Source organism: Paenibacillus sp. FSL R5-0887, from assembly GCF_038002305.1.
GTDB classification, from domain to species: domain Bacteria; phylum Bacillota; class Bacilli; order Paenibacillales; family Paenibacillaceae; genus Paenibacillus_AQ; species Paenibacillus_AQ odorifer.
In genome coordinates, this window is record NZ_JBBOCE010000001.1 from 233465 (window position 1) to 249197 (window position 15733).

At 43.9% G+C, this 15733-nt stretch carries 13 protein-coding genes and 1 tRNA gene; 9 read left to right on the top strand and 5 right to left on the bottom strand.

Features of this window, described 5'->3' with window-relative positions; translation table 11 throughout:
* Positions 1-242: 242 nt before the first annotated feature.
* A complete protein-coding gene (locus MKY14_RS00975) occupies positions 243-1958 on the bottom strand; it encodes an ABC transporter ATP-binding protein (protein WP_340975580.1) in 1716 nt (571 codons plus the stop codon).
* Between the two features lie 286 nt (positions 1959-2244).
* Between MKY14_RS00975 and MKY14_RS00980 the strand changes: the two genes are divergently transcribed.
* Positions 2245-3423: a CynX/NimT family MFS transporter gene (locus tag MKY14_RS00980; protein WP_248549329.1), complete on the top strand. Its 1179-nt coding sequence runs from the start codon at positions 2245-2247 to the stop codon at positions 3421-3423.
* A 91-nt stretch (positions 3424-3514) separates the two neighbouring features.
* Here the strand turns inward: MKY14_RS00980 and MKY14_RS00985 are convergent, their stop codons facing one another.
* On the bottom strand, positions 3515-4276 hold the full coding sequence (locus MKY14_RS00985; RefSeq protein ID WP_076219888.1) for a methyltransferase domain-containing protein: 762 nt from the start codon (positions 4274-4276) through the stop codon (positions 3515-3517).
* A gap of 237 nt (positions 4277-4513) precedes the next feature.
* Here MKY14_RS00985 and MKY14_RS00990 point away from each other — a divergent pair.
* From MKY14_RS00990 to MKY14_RS01025, 8 genes are all read left to right on the top strand, one after another.
* A tRNA-Leu gene (locus MKY14_RS00990) sits at positions 4514-4597 on the top strand.
* A 174-nt stretch (positions 4598-4771) separates the two neighbouring features.
* Positions 4772-5212 carry an OsmC family protein gene (locus MKY14_RS00995; RefSeq protein ID WP_076125055.1) on the top strand — a complete coding sequence of 147 codons (441 nt, stop codon included), beginning with the start codon at positions 4772-4774 and terminating at the stop codon, positions 5210-5212.
* 57 nt (positions 5213-5269) lie between these two features.
* Entirely contained in the window at positions 5270-6958 is a 1689-nt protein-coding gene (gene lpdA / locus MKY14_RS01000; RefSeq protein WP_340975583.1) for a dihydrolipoyl dehydrogenase, read from the top strand.
* Between the two features lie 188 nt (positions 6959-7146).
* Positions 7147-7560 (top strand): MarR family winged helix-turn-helix transcriptional regulator, encoded by a 414-nt coding sequence (locus MKY14_RS01005; protein ID WP_248549275.1) that lies wholly within the window; start codon positions 7147-7149, stop codon positions 7558-7560.
* Between the two features lie 528 nt (positions 7561-8088).
* The gene (locus MKY14_RS01010; RefSeq protein WP_076133666.1) at positions 8089-8418 is read left to right on the top strand and encodes a PadR family transcriptional regulator; all 330 of its coding nucleotides are present in this window, start codon (positions 8089-8091) and stop codon (positions 8416-8418) included.
* Positions 8415-8972, top strand: a complete 558-nt coding sequence (locus MKY14_RS01015; protein ID WP_076280981.1) for a DUF2812 domain-containing protein — start codon at positions 8415-8417, stop codon at positions 8970-8972. The genes MKY14_RS01010 and MKY14_RS01015 overlap by 4 nt, the downstream gene beginning before the upstream one ends.
* A 205-nt stretch (positions 8973-9177) precedes the next feature.
* Positions 9178-12282, top strand: a complete 3105-nt coding sequence (locus tag MKY14_RS01020; protein WP_076301233.1) for a PAS domain-containing hybrid sensor histidine kinase/response regulator — start codon at positions 9178-9180, stop codon at positions 12280-12282.
* Positions 12283-12368: 86 nt separating this feature from the next.
* Positions 12369-12764 carry a NusG domain II-containing protein gene (locus MKY14_RS01025; protein ID WP_036679457.1) on the top strand — a complete coding sequence of 132 codons (396 nt, stop codon included), beginning with the start codon at positions 12369-12371 and terminating at the stop codon, positions 12762-12764.
* On the opposite strand, the gene MKY14_RS01030 is transcribed toward MKY14_RS01025, so the two are convergent.
* Genes MKY14_RS01030 through MKY14_RS01040 form a run of 3 tightly spaced genes read right to left on the bottom strand, consistent with a single transcriptional unit; the run spans position 12757 to position 15697 of the window.
* The gene (locus tag MKY14_RS01030; RefSeq protein ID WP_340975584.1) at positions 12757-13632 is read right to left on the bottom strand and encodes a TIGR03943 family putative permease subunit; all 876 of its coding nucleotides are present in this window, start codon (positions 13630-13632) and stop codon (positions 12757-12759) included. The two genes, MKY14_RS01025 and MKY14_RS01030, sit on opposite strands and share 8 nt — an antisense overlap.
* Positions 13633-13682: 50 nt before the next feature.
* On the bottom strand, positions 13683-14672 hold the full coding sequence (locus MKY14_RS01035) for a permease (RefSeq protein ID WP_076191311.1): 990 nt from the start codon (positions 14670-14672) through the stop codon (positions 13683-13685).
* Positions 14669-15697: a CobW family GTP-binding protein gene (locus tag MKY14_RS01040; protein WP_340975585.1), complete on the bottom strand. Its 1029-nt coding sequence runs from the start codon at positions 15695-15697 to the stop codon at positions 14669-14671. The genes MKY14_RS01035 and MKY14_RS01040 overlap by 4 nt, the downstream gene beginning before the upstream one ends.
* Positions 15698-15733: the final 36 nt, after the last annotated feature.

Sequence of the window (15733 nt, forward strand, 5' to 3'; positions counted from 1 at the left end):
AGGGAAATCCTCCCTAAATATTGCCTGAATTCCACTATTAAGAGCAAATTGGGGTGAATTGCGGGAGGTTTTCCCTGAGTGCAAGGGTTAGAGCAATAAACCAAAGAAAATCAGGGAGGAATTCCTTAATCAAGCATCACGTTTGCTGCAAATAGAGGAGTTACGTGAAAAAGCAAGCCTAGTCGCCAAAAATATGGTGACAAGGCTTGCTTCATTTTTGCCCAGCTGTGGCAAATTACTTTTTAAAAATTATATTGCGCCTGATGCAGACGGCTGTAAATTCCACCAGCATGGACTAATTCCTCATGTCTGCCTTGTTCAGCGATTCCTTCTTCATTCACGACCATAATCCGGTCGGCATTTTTGATCGTCGTCAAACGGTGAGCGATGACGAGTGTGGTTCTGCCTACGGACAGATCAGCCAGGGATTGCTGAATCGCGGCCTCGGTCTCTGTGTCCAGCGCGGAAGTAGCTTCATCCAGAATCAGAATCGGCGGATTCTTGAGGAACATGCGAGCGATAGCCAGGCGCTGCTTTTGTCCACCGGACAGCTTCACACCGCGCTCCCCGATGACTGTCTCCATTCCATCTGGCAGATTCTGAATGAGCTCCTCCAGATGAGCACGTCGCGCAGCTTCCCAGATTTCAGGCAGCTTTGCATCCAGTTTCCCATAGGCGATATTCTCGCGAATTGTCCCGGAGAACAGGAAAACATCCTGCTGCACGATCCCGATTTGTTTGCGCAGCGATTCCAGCTTCATGTCACGGATATCGATGCCATCAATCGTGATGGCCCCGGCTGTGACATCATAGAAGCGCGGAAGCAGGCTGCAGATTGTTGTTTTGCCTGCGCCGGACGGCCCAACAAAGGCAATGGTTTCGCCAGCCTTTACGTTAAGGCTTATATTTTGCAGAACCGGACGATTCTCTTCGTATCCAAAAGATACATCCTGAAATGTAATATCACCGCGCAAAGCGTTGATCTCCACGGCATCCGGTTTGTCACTGATGTCAGGTTCCGTGTCAATGATCTCCAGATAACGTCTGAAGCCGGCAATTCCTTTAGGATAACTTTCGATCACGGCATTGATTTTCTCGATAGGACGGAAGAAGATATTCGACAACAAGATAAACGCCACAAATTCACCGATTTGCAGCTCACCATTGATGAAGAACCATGCGCCGCAGATCATCACCAGGATGGTAATGAGGCGGGTCATCATATAGCTGACGGACAAGCTTCTAGCCATGATTTTATAAGCCATAAGTTTTGTTTTGCGGAACATTTGATTATCTACTGCGAATAGCTCTTGTTCATGCTGCTCATTGGCAAAAGATTGCACGACCCGAATCCCGCCGACATTGTCTTCGATACGGGCATTGAAACTGCCTACATTTCCAAATAGCTGGCGATAAGTTGAAGTCATATTGCGGCCGAAGTAGATGATTACCCAAGCCATAATTGGAACGATAATAAAAGTAATAATCGCCAGCTTCAGATTAATATCAGCCATTAGGAGAAAGGCTCCGACAAGGGTCATGATTGCAATAAATACATCCTCAGGACCGTGATGCGCCACTTCGCCGATATCATTTAAGTCATTGGTGATTCTTCCGATTAGATGGCCTGTTTTATTATTATCAAAGAATCGGAACGAGAGTTTCTGAATATGGTCAAACATTTTTTTGCGCATATCAGTTTCGATATTTATGCCCAGCATATGACCCCAGTAAGTGACAATATACTGCATCACCGTATTTAAGGCGTAAATCGCCAGCAGCGCAACACAAGCGATAAGAATAAGCGGCCAATCTTGACCAGGAAGCAAATCATCAATAAATTTATTGACGGCTACCGGAAAAGCCAGTTCTAGCAGTCCCGCAAAAACAGCGCAGGAGAAATCCAATATAAATAATCTTCTATACGGACGATAGTAGGAAAAAAATCTTCGAAGCATTCTGTTCACTCTTTTCTGTGGTTTAAATATGAGTTCAAATGAAATTGATTCTCAACTACCCGATGATATGGATACTAAAGATGGTCAGCGGTTTTGTCAATAATTCGGGTATAAAATTACTTAAGGGTTGTAACTTCTAATAGAATAGTAGATGATGGTTCATAGTGTTTAAAATATTTCAAATCCTTGACAAGCTCTGTGCTTGGCGGGGTTATTTGTTTGTAATTTAGGAGGATACACGATGAAAGCTTCACAAAGCGAAGGACACATTCAGAATAATAGCTTAATGGACAGCAAGTATGATCGCTGGCTGCTTGTGCTGGGAATTATTTTTATCGCTGCAGCGCTGCGGGCTCCATTTACTTCTGTGGGTCCATTAATACAATTGATTCAGGATGACCTCGGCTTATCCAATACTCTAGCAGGAGCTATTACTACTTTACCATTATTGGCTTTTGCCATCTTGTCCCCGTTTGCTCCAAAGCTGGCCCGCCGTTTTGGTTTAGCTAATGTGTTATTAGTTGCCATGGTCATGCTGGCTATGGGAATTCTAATTCGCTCGGGATCTGGAGCAGGTCTGTTGTTCACAGGTACTGCTATACTTGGATTATCCATTGCCGTGTGTAATGTACTGCTTCCAGGTCTTATTAAAGGGAAGTTTCCTCACAAAATCGGGCTAATGACAGGTATCTACACAGTTTCTATGAATTTATGCGCAGCTATTGCCTCAGGTATTAGTGTACCGCTGGCAACGAATGCTGGATTCGGTTGGAGAGGGACCTTGGCCATCTGGTTTATGATCGCAGCTCTAGCAACAGTGTTCTGGATTCCGCAAATGCGTAAGCTTAATCAAGGAACCGGCTCTAAGAGTGCAGCCTCAAGCAAAAATATGTGGCGTTCATCTCTTGCTTGGAAAGTCACGATCTTTATGGGCTTACAGTCACTGCTTTATTACGTCTTTATTGCCTGGTTTTCGGTTCTCCTTGGTGAACGGGGAATGTCGTCGAGTAATGCGGGTTGGTTTCTCTCGCTCATGCAATTGGCACAGCTACCCTTTACTTTCTTCGTACCGCTGTGGGCAGGCCGGATGAAGAACCAACGTATTCTAGTTATAATCACTGCTGTTCTTTATTTTATCGCATTAGGTGGCATCTGGCAGGGCAGCGGCGCTTTAATGGCTGTCTGGGCGGTATGCTTTGGTATTGCCGGAGGATTTGCCTTCGGTCTTGCGATGATGTTCTTCAGTCTAAGAACAAGAAGCACGCAAGAAGCGGCGGAGCTGTCAGGAATGGCCCAATCTGTGGGTTATGTACTGGCAGCAATGGGACCGGCATTATTCGGCTGGCTGCATGATGTAACGAACAGCTGGACGGTGCCATTGATTTTACTGCTGGGTGCAAGTGTGCTGTTGATGGTTGTGGGACTTGGCGCTGGCAGTGATCGGTACGTTGGAGATAGAAAATAGGATCCCGTGTAAAAAGAGTGTGCTAGCGCGTGTTAAGCGCCAGTGCACTCTTTTTTTGGCTATTGAACATGAGAAGTATTTCTTATCTATTCTAGCTTCGTTTGTAAGCAACAATCCGGATTCTGCGATAATCCATTACCCAGCGGCCGTCCTGATATAGCTTGGATTTCAATTTCTGTTCCATAGAAGAGAGAACTTCTGCGCGTTCGGTGGGTGTGAGCACGCTTAAGATTCCATCGGCAAAAGTATTCAGCCACCGCTGAAATCCTTGCTCCAAGCCTTCCAGTGGTGTTGGCCGGTCAAAACAAAGAGCGAGGTCCACGGTCAGTCCGTGCTTCTCTAGTAGAGTTGCATACTCGCCAACGCTTGGAAAGTACCAGGGCAAATGCAGCTTATGACTACAGCCAATGGCTGCAAAAGCTTGTGGAAGGCCAGCGACGATGGAAGCAATATTACCCAGTCCACCGAACTCGGCCACGAAACGGCCGCCTACCCGCAGGCTGGCCACGATGGACGCCGCCGCTCCGTTTGCGTCTGTTAGCCAGTGAAGGGCAGCGTTGCTGAACACAGCATCGACTGGCTGTTCCGCGACATAAGTTTGCCCATCAGCTAAGACAAAGCTTAGATGGGGATGTTTGTCACTGGCTGTCTGAATCATTTCGGCAGAGGCATCAATACCTGTCACAGTGGCGCCCCTAGCAGCAATGGCTGCCGCCAAATCCCCGGTTCCACAGCCCCAATCGATAATCTGTTCGCCTGGCTGTGGGTGAAGCAGCTCAATTAATGATTCTCCAAACTGAGACACAAAGGCCATATCAGTATCATAGGTTTGGGTATTCCACTGCTGGTTCATAAGTATTCATCCTTTCTATTGATCGATTATTCCGACATCTCCGTCATAGCGCCTTACTTTATCTATGTTGTACCATAGGAGGCTTTATAATAGAAATATATAAACTGAATAATATTGATTGGTTGTGCCTATGAGTCTATATGAAGCCTATTTCAAAAACACAAAAACCTTGCGTTTTAAGTGCAGAGGGAGTATAGTATTATGTACAGGCGGTTTTGGTCGCCAGTTACATAATATGCGGTCATGGCGGAATTGGCAGACGCGCTGGCTTCAGGTGCCAGTGGTAGCAATATCGTGGAGGTTCGAGTCCTCTTGACCGCATCCTATCAACAAAAACAGGTTTCTGATTTACCTATTCAGGTAGATTGGAAACCTGTTTTTTTTTATTGAATCAGGTTCAAGTTCTTCTTCGAATAAATACTTACTTAGCTAAGTATTGATATTCACCGATTACTATGTTATTATTTTCACAATCTTAAGGAGGAGGTAATACATATGTTAACTACTTTTAAAGCGACAGCTAAAAAACTGCCTAATGGAATGCAAGTTGAAACCAATTCTAGAGGTTTTAAGATTATTATGGACGAACCAGAGGATTTGGGGGGGACCGATGTTGGTTTGAATCCCGTCGAGGCGTTATTGTGTGCCTTTGGTGCATGTCAGTCCATTGTCGCTAGTGCCTTTGCAGATGCTAACGATTTTAGCTTCGAAGAATTTTATGTTGAACTTGAAGGAGACTTAGATCCGGATGGTTTCATGGGTCTTGCAGATGTGAGAAATGGTTTCCAAGAAATTCGTTTTGTTATGCATTTTAAAACCAACGAAAGCCAAGAAAAGGCAGATGCTTTTGCTGACTTTATCGAGAAGACATGTCCTGTTGGAGATTGTCTTGCTAACGGTGTGAAGCTGGTAAAAGCAGGCGTAGTCATTCACTAATACATTCGCTTGAGGGGGCTCTTTATGAGTTCCCTCAAGGATATGAGGAGCATAACGATGGAAATAAAAATGTCTATGATTCCAGGTGGCAAAAAGGGGAAAGCAGGCAAGATAAATGTAAATATCGGAGACAAGATATCTGCAGGAGATACCTTGGTACAGATTGAAACTGGAAAAGGCAACAGATCGATTGAAGCGGCAGAAGAGGGTATTATTATCAATATATTATTTGAAGAGGGGAGCGAGATTGCCTCAAATCAAGTCTTATTTGAAGTAAATCCGATCCAGGTGGAGGCTCCGGTCCAATCATCTGTCCCACAACCTGCAGTCGCCGTGCAACAAACTCATGCTATAAACCCTGACTTGCTTATCATTGGAGCAGGACCAGGAGGTTACGTTGCCGCTATTTATGCAGCAAAAAAAGGACTTCAGGTAGCGATGATTGAGAAAGAAGAATTAGGAGGTACCTGCTTAAATGTTGGCTGTATCCCTACAAAATCTTTAGTCAAATCATCTGAAATCTGTCATGAAATAAAAAACTCCTCTTTGTTTGGTATAACAACAGGATCTGATCTTCAATTGGATATGAAGCAGGTTATTCGTCGTAAAAATGAAGTCAAAGAGAAATTGGTCTCCGGCGTTGGTTATTTAATGGAAAAAAACGGTGTTCAGGTTGTTCGCGGCCACGCTTCGTTCCTATCGGCGCATGAAGTGAAGGTAACCGGCGAAAATAGTTACCGTATTTCAGCAAATAATATCATTGTGGCAACAGGCTCGAGGATTTCCAAGGTGAATATCCCAGGAATTGATCTGCCATTTGTAATGAACAGTACTGAAGCGCTCGCCTGCGAAGAGTTACCAAAGGTAATAACTATCATCGGTGGCGGGGTTATCGGCATGGAATTCGCCTTCATTTACCGTAACCTAGGAGTTGAAGTTCATGTTGTAGAATTTATGGACCGTCTGCTAACGATGCTGGACAGTGATATTTCGGTAGAAATTATGTGTTTAGCTCAGCGGGCTGGGATTCATATTCATACCAACTCCAAAGTTTCCAAAATCCAACGTGCGGATGATGGTCAGGCGATTGTAACCTATGAGAATAGTGAGGGTGAGCATCTGCTAGTTAGTGAAAAAGTATTGGTCGCTATTGGACGCGAGCCTAACCTAGAGGGTCTGGATATCGAAAAAGCAGGTATTCAACTAAATGAACGTGGTAAAGGTATTGCCGTTGATAAACAAATGCGTACGAATGTAGAGAATGTGTATGCGATTGGCGATGTAACTAACATTATTCAGCTTGCTCATGTTGCTTCACATCAGGGCATTACGGCTGTAAACACCTTACTCGGCGAATCCCAAGATATGCATTATTCCGCGGTACCGAATGTAATTTTCACCTCTCCAGAGATTGCCAGCGTCGGGCTGTTGGAAGATGAATGTAAGGAGAATGGGCTGGACTATCGCGTGAGTAAGGCATCTTTTGCAAGTAACGGAAAATCATTGACTATGAATGAACCGGAAGGTTATATCAAATTAATCAAAGATAATGGCTCCGGAAAGATTGTGGGAGGGTCTATCATTGGTCCCGATGCGTCTTCTCTGATTAGTAGCCTTACACTTGCGATTGCCAATGGGCTTACGGAACAACAGATTACACAGACAATCTTTGCCCATCCAACTACTGGGGAAGTAATTCATGAAGCTGCATTCGGTTTAGGAATTGGGGCGTTGCATCAAGGATAAGTTGTTCTATGTATCTCGGGAGACGGATCCCCTACTGCAGCCTAAATAAATGAACTATTTGATCACTTGAAAAGTATGTACAGCTTCCTTAATATATTTTGCTATAATAAATTAGAAAAGAGTTGATTATTTTAAGATAAAACAGTTGGGATTGGTTGGTGTAAACATTGTTTAATTTAGATGACTGTATGGCCTTTATTGCAAACCGTAGTGCAAAAATATTCGCGGAAGCCTTGGAAAAGGAATTTCGGCCGTATAATATGACCCGGAGCCAATGGATTGCGATGTATTACATCTATACCAGTGAATCCATTACCCAGAGAGAACTAGCAGATAAAATGTCTATAAAAGAGCCCAGCGTAGTCAGGCTGCTTCAAAAATTAGAATCTGAGGGGTTCTTGCATCGCTCTGGCACCCATGCGGATAAGCGAGTCAAGCAGTTGGAATTGTCAGATAAGGGAGTACAGATCTATCTCGATTTACTGCCGGTTGCCGAAAAGTTTAAAGATGATACGATCACCAATATTTCTGAACAGGATCTTCAAACGTTTAAAAATGTATTAGGTGTCATGGTTGAAAATGCCTCAAAAGAGAGACCATAAAAAACTATGCAGAACAAAATAAAGAATAGGTCAGGTTGGGTATGTTCCTTTTTTACATATCTTATCTGGCCTATTTTTTGTATAGACTTTTGTAGTTTTAGTATATGTACGAACAGTGTCTGCTAACGGACCGTATGGCCGCTATTATTGATTTTTGGCACATTTTACAGAGGTTTCGGACTGCATAGCGCTTATTGCTAAGGAATCGTGTGAAAAGCGAGTGTTTGGAGACGAATAGCGGCATCTGAGTCCGAACGTAAGCTGAAACACGCTATTTTTCGGAAATAGCGGCATCTCAGTCCGATACTTCATAATGAGGAAGGAATAGGTGCCACGGTGGGAGTATCTAGCTGCTGAGTAGCCCCCCAACTATCCGTCCTAGCTAAGTGCTAGGCGTTTTTTTGTTGCGTTCATGATCGCTGCGATGAAAAAATGGGTGTTTTTGTATTGACAATTATATCGGCTTCCGTAATAATGGTATTACGGAAGCCGATATATCGACAACAGTAATAGAATGGGGATGAAATAATGCCTGAAAGCACAGAAAGAGGCGCATTAACTGAAGCTGTATTTTATATCTTATTGTCTCTATATACAGCAATGCACGGATACGCAATTATGCAGAATGTGAAGGACTTAAGTAACGGTCGGGTTGATCTGGGCGCGGGCACTTTATACGGAGCACTTAACACTTTACTGGAAAAAGGCTGGATAAAAGCAGTGGAAGGGGAGCAAGGTTCTCGTAGAAAAGAATACGAAATTACCGGCTTAGGAAAGTCAGTGATTCAGGGAGAGATCATCCGTCTGGAAGAATTGATAGCCAATGGTAAGAGAATAGCTGGAGGTGAGTCCAAATGAAACATGTGGTTCGCAAGCTGATTTGGGATTATGAGAAGGAAGAAAAGTGGCTTAATGAAATGTCTGCGAAGGGGATGGCTCTATCAGAATTATCTTGGTGCAAATATGTGTTTACAGAGACCCCCAATAATGAGTACACGTATAGAATTGAGCTTTTAGATAACTTGCCGGATCATCCGGATAGCATCAAATATATCAAGTTTTTAGAGGAAAACGGTATAGATTGTGTAAGTACTTACATGCGCTGGGTTTACCTTAGAAAGAAGTCAGTGGAAGGTCCGTTTGATATTTACACAGATCTGGAATCCAGAATAAAACACTATAAGCGAATCAACAGGTTATGGAAATCTGTAATGTGGCTAGAGTTGATTTTAGGCCTATTTAATGTGATGATTGGTGTAATAAATTATTCTTTTTCATCACAGAATCTCAGCATGGTAAACGTAATAATGGGCGGAATGTTGATTTTGTTAGGTCTTGTTTTTTTAATTATTGGTGCACCTATCCGGAAGAAAATTAAGAAGCTTCAGCTGGAAAATTTGATAATAGAATAGGACTTTAGAGTTGTAACATGCACACACGGCAAGTTTCCTTTTCAGAGGGAGACTTGCTGTTTATTTTTGCGGAGTTTTACTGCGAAAGTTACCAGTCTATCATTTAGGACTCAACTATCAAGCTTATTTACCGAAAAAAAGGTATACTGAAATTATTACAAGTTTGTTAATATAGTCCCCCATTTTCAAAAGAGGAGGCTTACAGGTGTCTGATTTTCTTTTTAAACAGCTATACTTACGGTCTTCTATCGGGATTGCGGTAGTCTCTCCGAAGGACGGGACGTTATTACAATCGAATCCTGCGCTATGTCAAATGTTTGGTTATGCAGAAGAAGATCTTTTGAATATAAATTATCTGGATCTTGTGTATCCGGAAGATAAAACTAATAACGATCATTCCGTTATCCTGAACGATTTGCTAGCTGAGCCTGGGACTGCATTGGAGAAAGAACGGCGGTTCTTGCGTAAGGATGGAGAAATCATCTGGGTAGCCCAACATATATTTTTAATCTATCAGGAGAATTCCAGTGAACCCTATGTCCTGATTTCTGAGTTAACGGATATCACTGACCGAAAACTTGCTGAACAAAAGATTCATGAAGATGAGCAGTTATATAATTTGATTACGAAAAATACACCGGATATGATTTCTTTTGGCGATCCTGACGGGACACTGCACTACGTATCTCCCTCAGTGGAGCTGCTATTAGGTTATTCTGCACAAGAAATGATAGGTACCAAAAGACCCGAGTATTATCACGTAGATGATGCTCTAGAGATGATTGAACAAGGTAAGATATATTCCGATACGGACGTATTTACTCGTAGAGCCCGTCATAAAGATGGACATTATTTGTGGATAGAGAGTTCTTCCCAAGTGGTACGTGATGAGCAGGGGAACGTTAAACAAATATTAACCATTGGTCGTGATATTACTCAGCGCAAGAAATACGAGGATATGCTGGCTAAAGCGCAACACCTTGCGAAGATGGGATCCTGGGAATGGGACATGACAAAATCACGGCTGACGGTTTCCAGAGAGATGCGTAATATTTTTGGCTTTTTGGAAGATGAGAGCAATCATTCTTATTTTGATTACAGACGTGTTTTTGCTTGCATTGATCCTGACGATTTCATCAGACTTGAACGGTTAGTACATCAATCCATGGAGAATGGGACTAATGGCGAAGTAACGGTCCGTATTCATAGTGCGGATGGAGAGCTGAAATATCTGGATGCGCACTGGGAAGTGATTACGGATGAAGAAGGAAGACTGCTGCAGATCAGCGGGATAGCCCAGGATGTCACCGAACGTCAACGAATGGAAGAACAACTGCGGGAAAGTGAGCAGAACTATCGTCTGATCTCAGAAAATTCTATGGACTTCATTTCACGTAATGCAGCGGACGGGAGCTTTACCTATCTGTATGCCTCACCCATCTGCCAGACTATGTTTGGCTATGCACCAGAAGAAATGTGCGGAACTAGAGGGATTGATTACATACATCCGGAGGACAGAATCAAATTAACTTCATATCTCAGCAATTGTATGGAGGGGAAGAAGCTTGAGCCTGTTATTCTCCGGTTTATTTGCAAAGACGGAACCTGTATTTGGACAGAAACGACACTGCGGTATATTTACTCTGAGACCTGCGGGAATCAGGAGCTTGTCTGTGTAACCCGCGACATTGGGGAACGTACGCGTCATTTTGAAGAAATACAGAAATTAAGTAACGAGTATGCGCTGATCTTGAATTCGGTCTCTGAGGGCATATTTGGGATGAACCTTGAAGGCAACACGATGTTCATTAATCCAGCAGCCATTACTATGTTGGGTTTCGATCCTACTGAGTGGGGAAACAGCAAATTTCATGCGATTCACCAAACCTGGCTGGATAACGAGTCTTTTACAGGAATTCAGAAGACGCTGCTTCCTTCGCGCTCCAATAATCTCACTATTGAAGATAGGGAGGGTGTGTTTTGGAGGCAGGATGGTTCAAGCTTTTTAGTCAGATATCGAATGACCCCACTGTTTGATGGTGATGAACGGATTGGGGCGGTTGTCGTCTTTCGTGATATCACGGAGGAGAAGGAGATTGTGCGGGCGAAGGAGTCTGCCGAGGAAGCGGACCGGGCAAAATCGGAGTTCCTAGCGATCATGAGCCATGAGCTGCGTACGCCTATGAACGGTATTATTGGGATGGCTGATCTTTTATCTGGGACGGAGCTGGATGAAGAGCAAAGCTACTACACACAGATCATTAACAAAAGCGGAGAGGCATTGCTTCATATTCTGAATGAAGTGCTGGATTTCAGCAAAATTGAAGCAGGCATGATGACGCTTGAACTGCAAATGGTGGATTTGCATGAAGTGATACAGAACGTTTGTGAACTGTTTTATCCGAAGGTTAAGGAAAAAGGGCTTTTACTTACTAGCGAGTTATCTCCTGAGCTTCCAGCCGTCATCATGACTGATGGGGCGAGATTGCGTCAAATTCTCGTAAATCTGGTTGGGAACGCAGTGAAATTTACGGAGACAGGTGAAATCAGTATCTCTGTTATGCTAGAAGCCTCAGAGGCATCCGGAAATCTTATCGTGAAATTTGTCGTAAAAGATACTGGGTTGGGGATTCCAGTTTCCAGCCAAGGTCTATTATTTCAATCCTTCTCGCAATTGCATCCGTCGATCAATCGTAAATATGGCGGAACAGGGCTTGGACTTGCCATTAGTAAAAAGCTGGCCGAGCTTCTTGGCGGATCTATCGGTGTCAATAGCTGTGAGGATGAAGGCTCGGAGTTTTATTTTACAGTGGAGGTTTCTCTACCCAAAGAGGAATGGGATCAGAAATTGACCGTCAACGCCTCAACGGATTTGGTCAGAAATGATAAATCCACTGTTAAAGAGTTAACTACCGGTGAATATGGACCGATGTCCATTCTTATTGCTGAAGATCATCCTGTGAATCAGCAGCTTATGCAGGCGTATCTGAAAAAGAGGGGATATGTTCCAGACATCGCCTTAAATGGTGAGGAAGCAGTTCGGGCTGTGCTTTCCAATCATTATGATCTGGTATTTATGGATATTCAGATGCCTATTATGGATGGAATAGAAGCAACAGGAATCATACGTGAGAAGCTTGGGCTGAATCCAATCATCATTGCGGCTACAGCCTTTGCCAGAGATGAAGATAAGATGATGTGTCTTAGTGCTGGAATGCAGGATTTCATTTCTAAACCCATCTCGATAAAAGAGCTCGACCGGGTATTAAGAGAGTGGTCTGCCCAAATTCGTTTAGGTGAGCATCATTGACAAATAGGGTTATGATTAATATATTGATATTAATCGTAATCATTACGTATATTATTTGTCATGAAAGGATTCTTATCTTGCTAACAATGAAGCGCGGGGATATTTTAATTATTGTGATAGCCTTGTTAGCTGCGGGCTTGATTTATGGCATGAAGTGGTGGGACAGCAGCAATGAGCAGTATCAGCAAGGGGATTTGAAAGCTATAATTACGGTGGACGGTAAAGAGTACAAAACCGTTTCTTTGACTAAAGAAGAACAAATTATAGATATTCAAACGAAATTCGGCCACAATACGCTAAAGGTGTTTGATTATGGAATCCAAATGACCTATTCTGATGCTCCCTTAAGAATTGCTTTGGAAATGGGGTTCATCTCAAGACCCAAACAGCAAATTATCTGTATTCCAGCTCGTATTATGGTAGAAGTATTTAATCCTAATAAGTCTGAGAATGATGAGGATGAGCTAGATGCGATTATTTAGTAATCTTAGATGAACCTTCTAGCTCCTTCCATGCGGTGATAGAGTCAGGACTGGTGTAGATGTAAGGTGTTACGGGTTGTTTGATAGGTGTAATAGACTCTGCACTAATTTGCATAATTTCTTGACCTTTATAGGGAACAACTTGAAGCTTGCCCCGGACCTCTATCCAGGTATCGGTAGGCAGGCTTTTTAGCTTGCCGGAATCCACTAATATCCCAAAAGGTGTAGCATCGGCAGTACAGCATTGGACCAGAAATCTACCTATGGCAAAAGAATTCTCTGAATGTTCACCTTGATCACGATATAAAAAGCCGGAAATAGTAATTTCTTTGCCTGCAAATTGTTGTTTGTACAGCTCAAGCGCACCTAAAGTTTCGGAGAAAATCGCCGAATAAACTGGGACCACAGGTTGTGCATAAAGGATCTTGGCCAGCTCGGTAAGCTCTTCATGGTAAGGATCAATGGACTCGAATCTCGCGGAATTTTTAGCTTCAGTGGGCAAGGAGGATAGGGAGATTCCTTTTTTAGCAGCAGCCATACTTCCCAATGCGCGATCAGGAAGAAGAAATCCGAGCAGCAGTGGAAAAAGGAATAATCCATATAGCGCTGTACTTTTGAAAAAAGAATGTGGGAGCCGATGCTCGCAGTCACAGAGAACACTACCTTTGCCAAATAAAGCCTGTATGGTCAGACTGAGCGCCATAAGTGTCAGCGGGATTGGGCATAATTGAACCCAGCGTGCCAGTTTAGGAGCTACATAATAATGCAAAGCGTCCTGCTGTACCAGATGCCCGATATAGAGGGCGAAAGCGAGCAGAATGACCGCCCTTAACAAATAGTGAAACCGGATGCTACGAGAGTCATTCATGCTCTATCCTCCTACCCATGTTGTAAGCAACAGCTTACCACCTCTATGAATTACAGCCACAAGGACATGAATACCGCCCCAACAAACACGCTTGCGAAGATCAGAAAGAACAAATAAAGAGCGAATTTGGTCTTAAACAGTGAGAGCAACATCAATGAATTTTTGAAATCCAGCATGGGTCCGAATACCATAAAAGCGAGCAGAGCCCCAGATGGAAAAGAATGTACGAAGGTGGAAGCTACAAAGGCATCTGAGGTGGAGCAGAGCGAGAGCACAAATGCCAGTCCCATCATGAAGAAATATGACCCCAGCGGCTTAGCTCCGATCGCGGCCAGACTGTCTTGAACCATAAATGTCTGAATACCAGCGGTTAACAAGCAGCCGATCATTAAATATTTCCCCATCTCAAAAAACTCATCTGAGGTATGGACGAAGACAGCGGCTATTTTTCCCCCGCGAGAATTATTCTGATGAGCTTCCCCCGTTTCACGCTGAACATTTAGGCGGATGGGAGATTTTTTGACCGTTGCGTAGATTATCAAGCCTATGAGACAGGCTACAACAAACGCCAGACCCATACGGGCATAGGCCAGCTCCGAGTGGCTGCGAAATGCTGTCATGGTCGCCCCATAGACGACAGGATTTAGGATCGGTCCGGACAAAATAAACACGATAGCCACGTAAACAGGCATACCTTTATGGATAAGCCGGCGGACGAGTGGGATCATTCCACATTCGCAGACCGGGAAAATAATTCCAAGCAGACATGCGAACAGAATAGCCGGAAGAGGTCGCCGCGGAATCCACCGGGAAATCATTTCATCCGGGATAAAGACGCGAAGCAGTGAAGATAACAATGCTCCTGCTAATACAAACGGCAAGGCTTCCAGCAATATACCGATAAAAGCGGTTTTGAAGGTGTCGATGTACGCATTATCCAGCAGTTCCAGATGATTCGGCAGCCATACAAAACCAATGATAATCAGAAACGAGATCGGGAGGAGCAACGGCAGTATTTTTAATGGTGAAAAGGTAGTCAAAACTCGAATAAGGCGGACCACCGATCTGCCAGCTGTTCTTCATCTATATTCATCCCGATGAACACCACATATGGCATACCAGGATAACGAGAGGCTTCCCAGGTAGTACGCATCCCCGCATATTGAACAAGCTGAACCGGCTCCTGTTCGGACAAAAGAATATGCCCCTTGGCACGTAATAGGTTGTCACCCCATTCTTGAAAGAAGGCCTCTAGGCGTTCTTTAGAAGGCATTGTTGTCCTTACCTGCGGAATGGTTAACGTGATGGCTGTTACCTGCGAGAAAGAAGCATGCTGCTCCTCATGCAGCTCTTTTACAGCGGTTCCCCCATGCTCTGAATGCATTTGTTTCAATGATGCTCCTTTGAAGGTTTGAGGCGCTCGCTGTGGAGCCGGAGCTATGATTTTACGTGGGATAATTCCTGAAAATATCGGAGACAGGTTGATTTCGCTGTAATGGGTGTATACAATTTCAGCCTCCGTATTTTGTTTACGAACTCCCTTTTCAATTCGCCATAAGGTTTCCGGTTCTACGAGATCACTTTTATTAACGACAATAAGATCAGCTGTGGAAAGCTGCTTACGCAGGGTCCGAACGAGCTGTTTGTCAGAGGAGAGTCTGCTGTTATATTCCAGAGCATTTTCCGCATCTAACAGAGTGATGGTATAGTGCAGCTCCACCAGATCCTGTAGAGGAGTTTCCTGCAACGTTTTGGCGATTTCTTCAGGATCGGCGACGCCGGTCAACTCCATATAAATGGCATCTGGACGTCCTCTCAGCAGCACCATCAGGCTATCTGCCAAATCCTCTTTACGGCTACAACATACGCATCCGTCCAGCAGTTTAGTTACAGCTGTACCGGTATGCTCCTGCAAAATATAGCCGTCCACATCTCGTTTGCCCAGTTCATTCATTACTACTCCTGGATTCAGCCCTCTTACCTTGCTCTCTTTCAGCAGGGACAACAGCAGAGTTGTCTTCCCGCTCCCCAGAAACCCGCTCAAAATAATTACTGGTATCTTCATGATCTCCACTCCTGCCTGATTCTCTAGGAATTACAA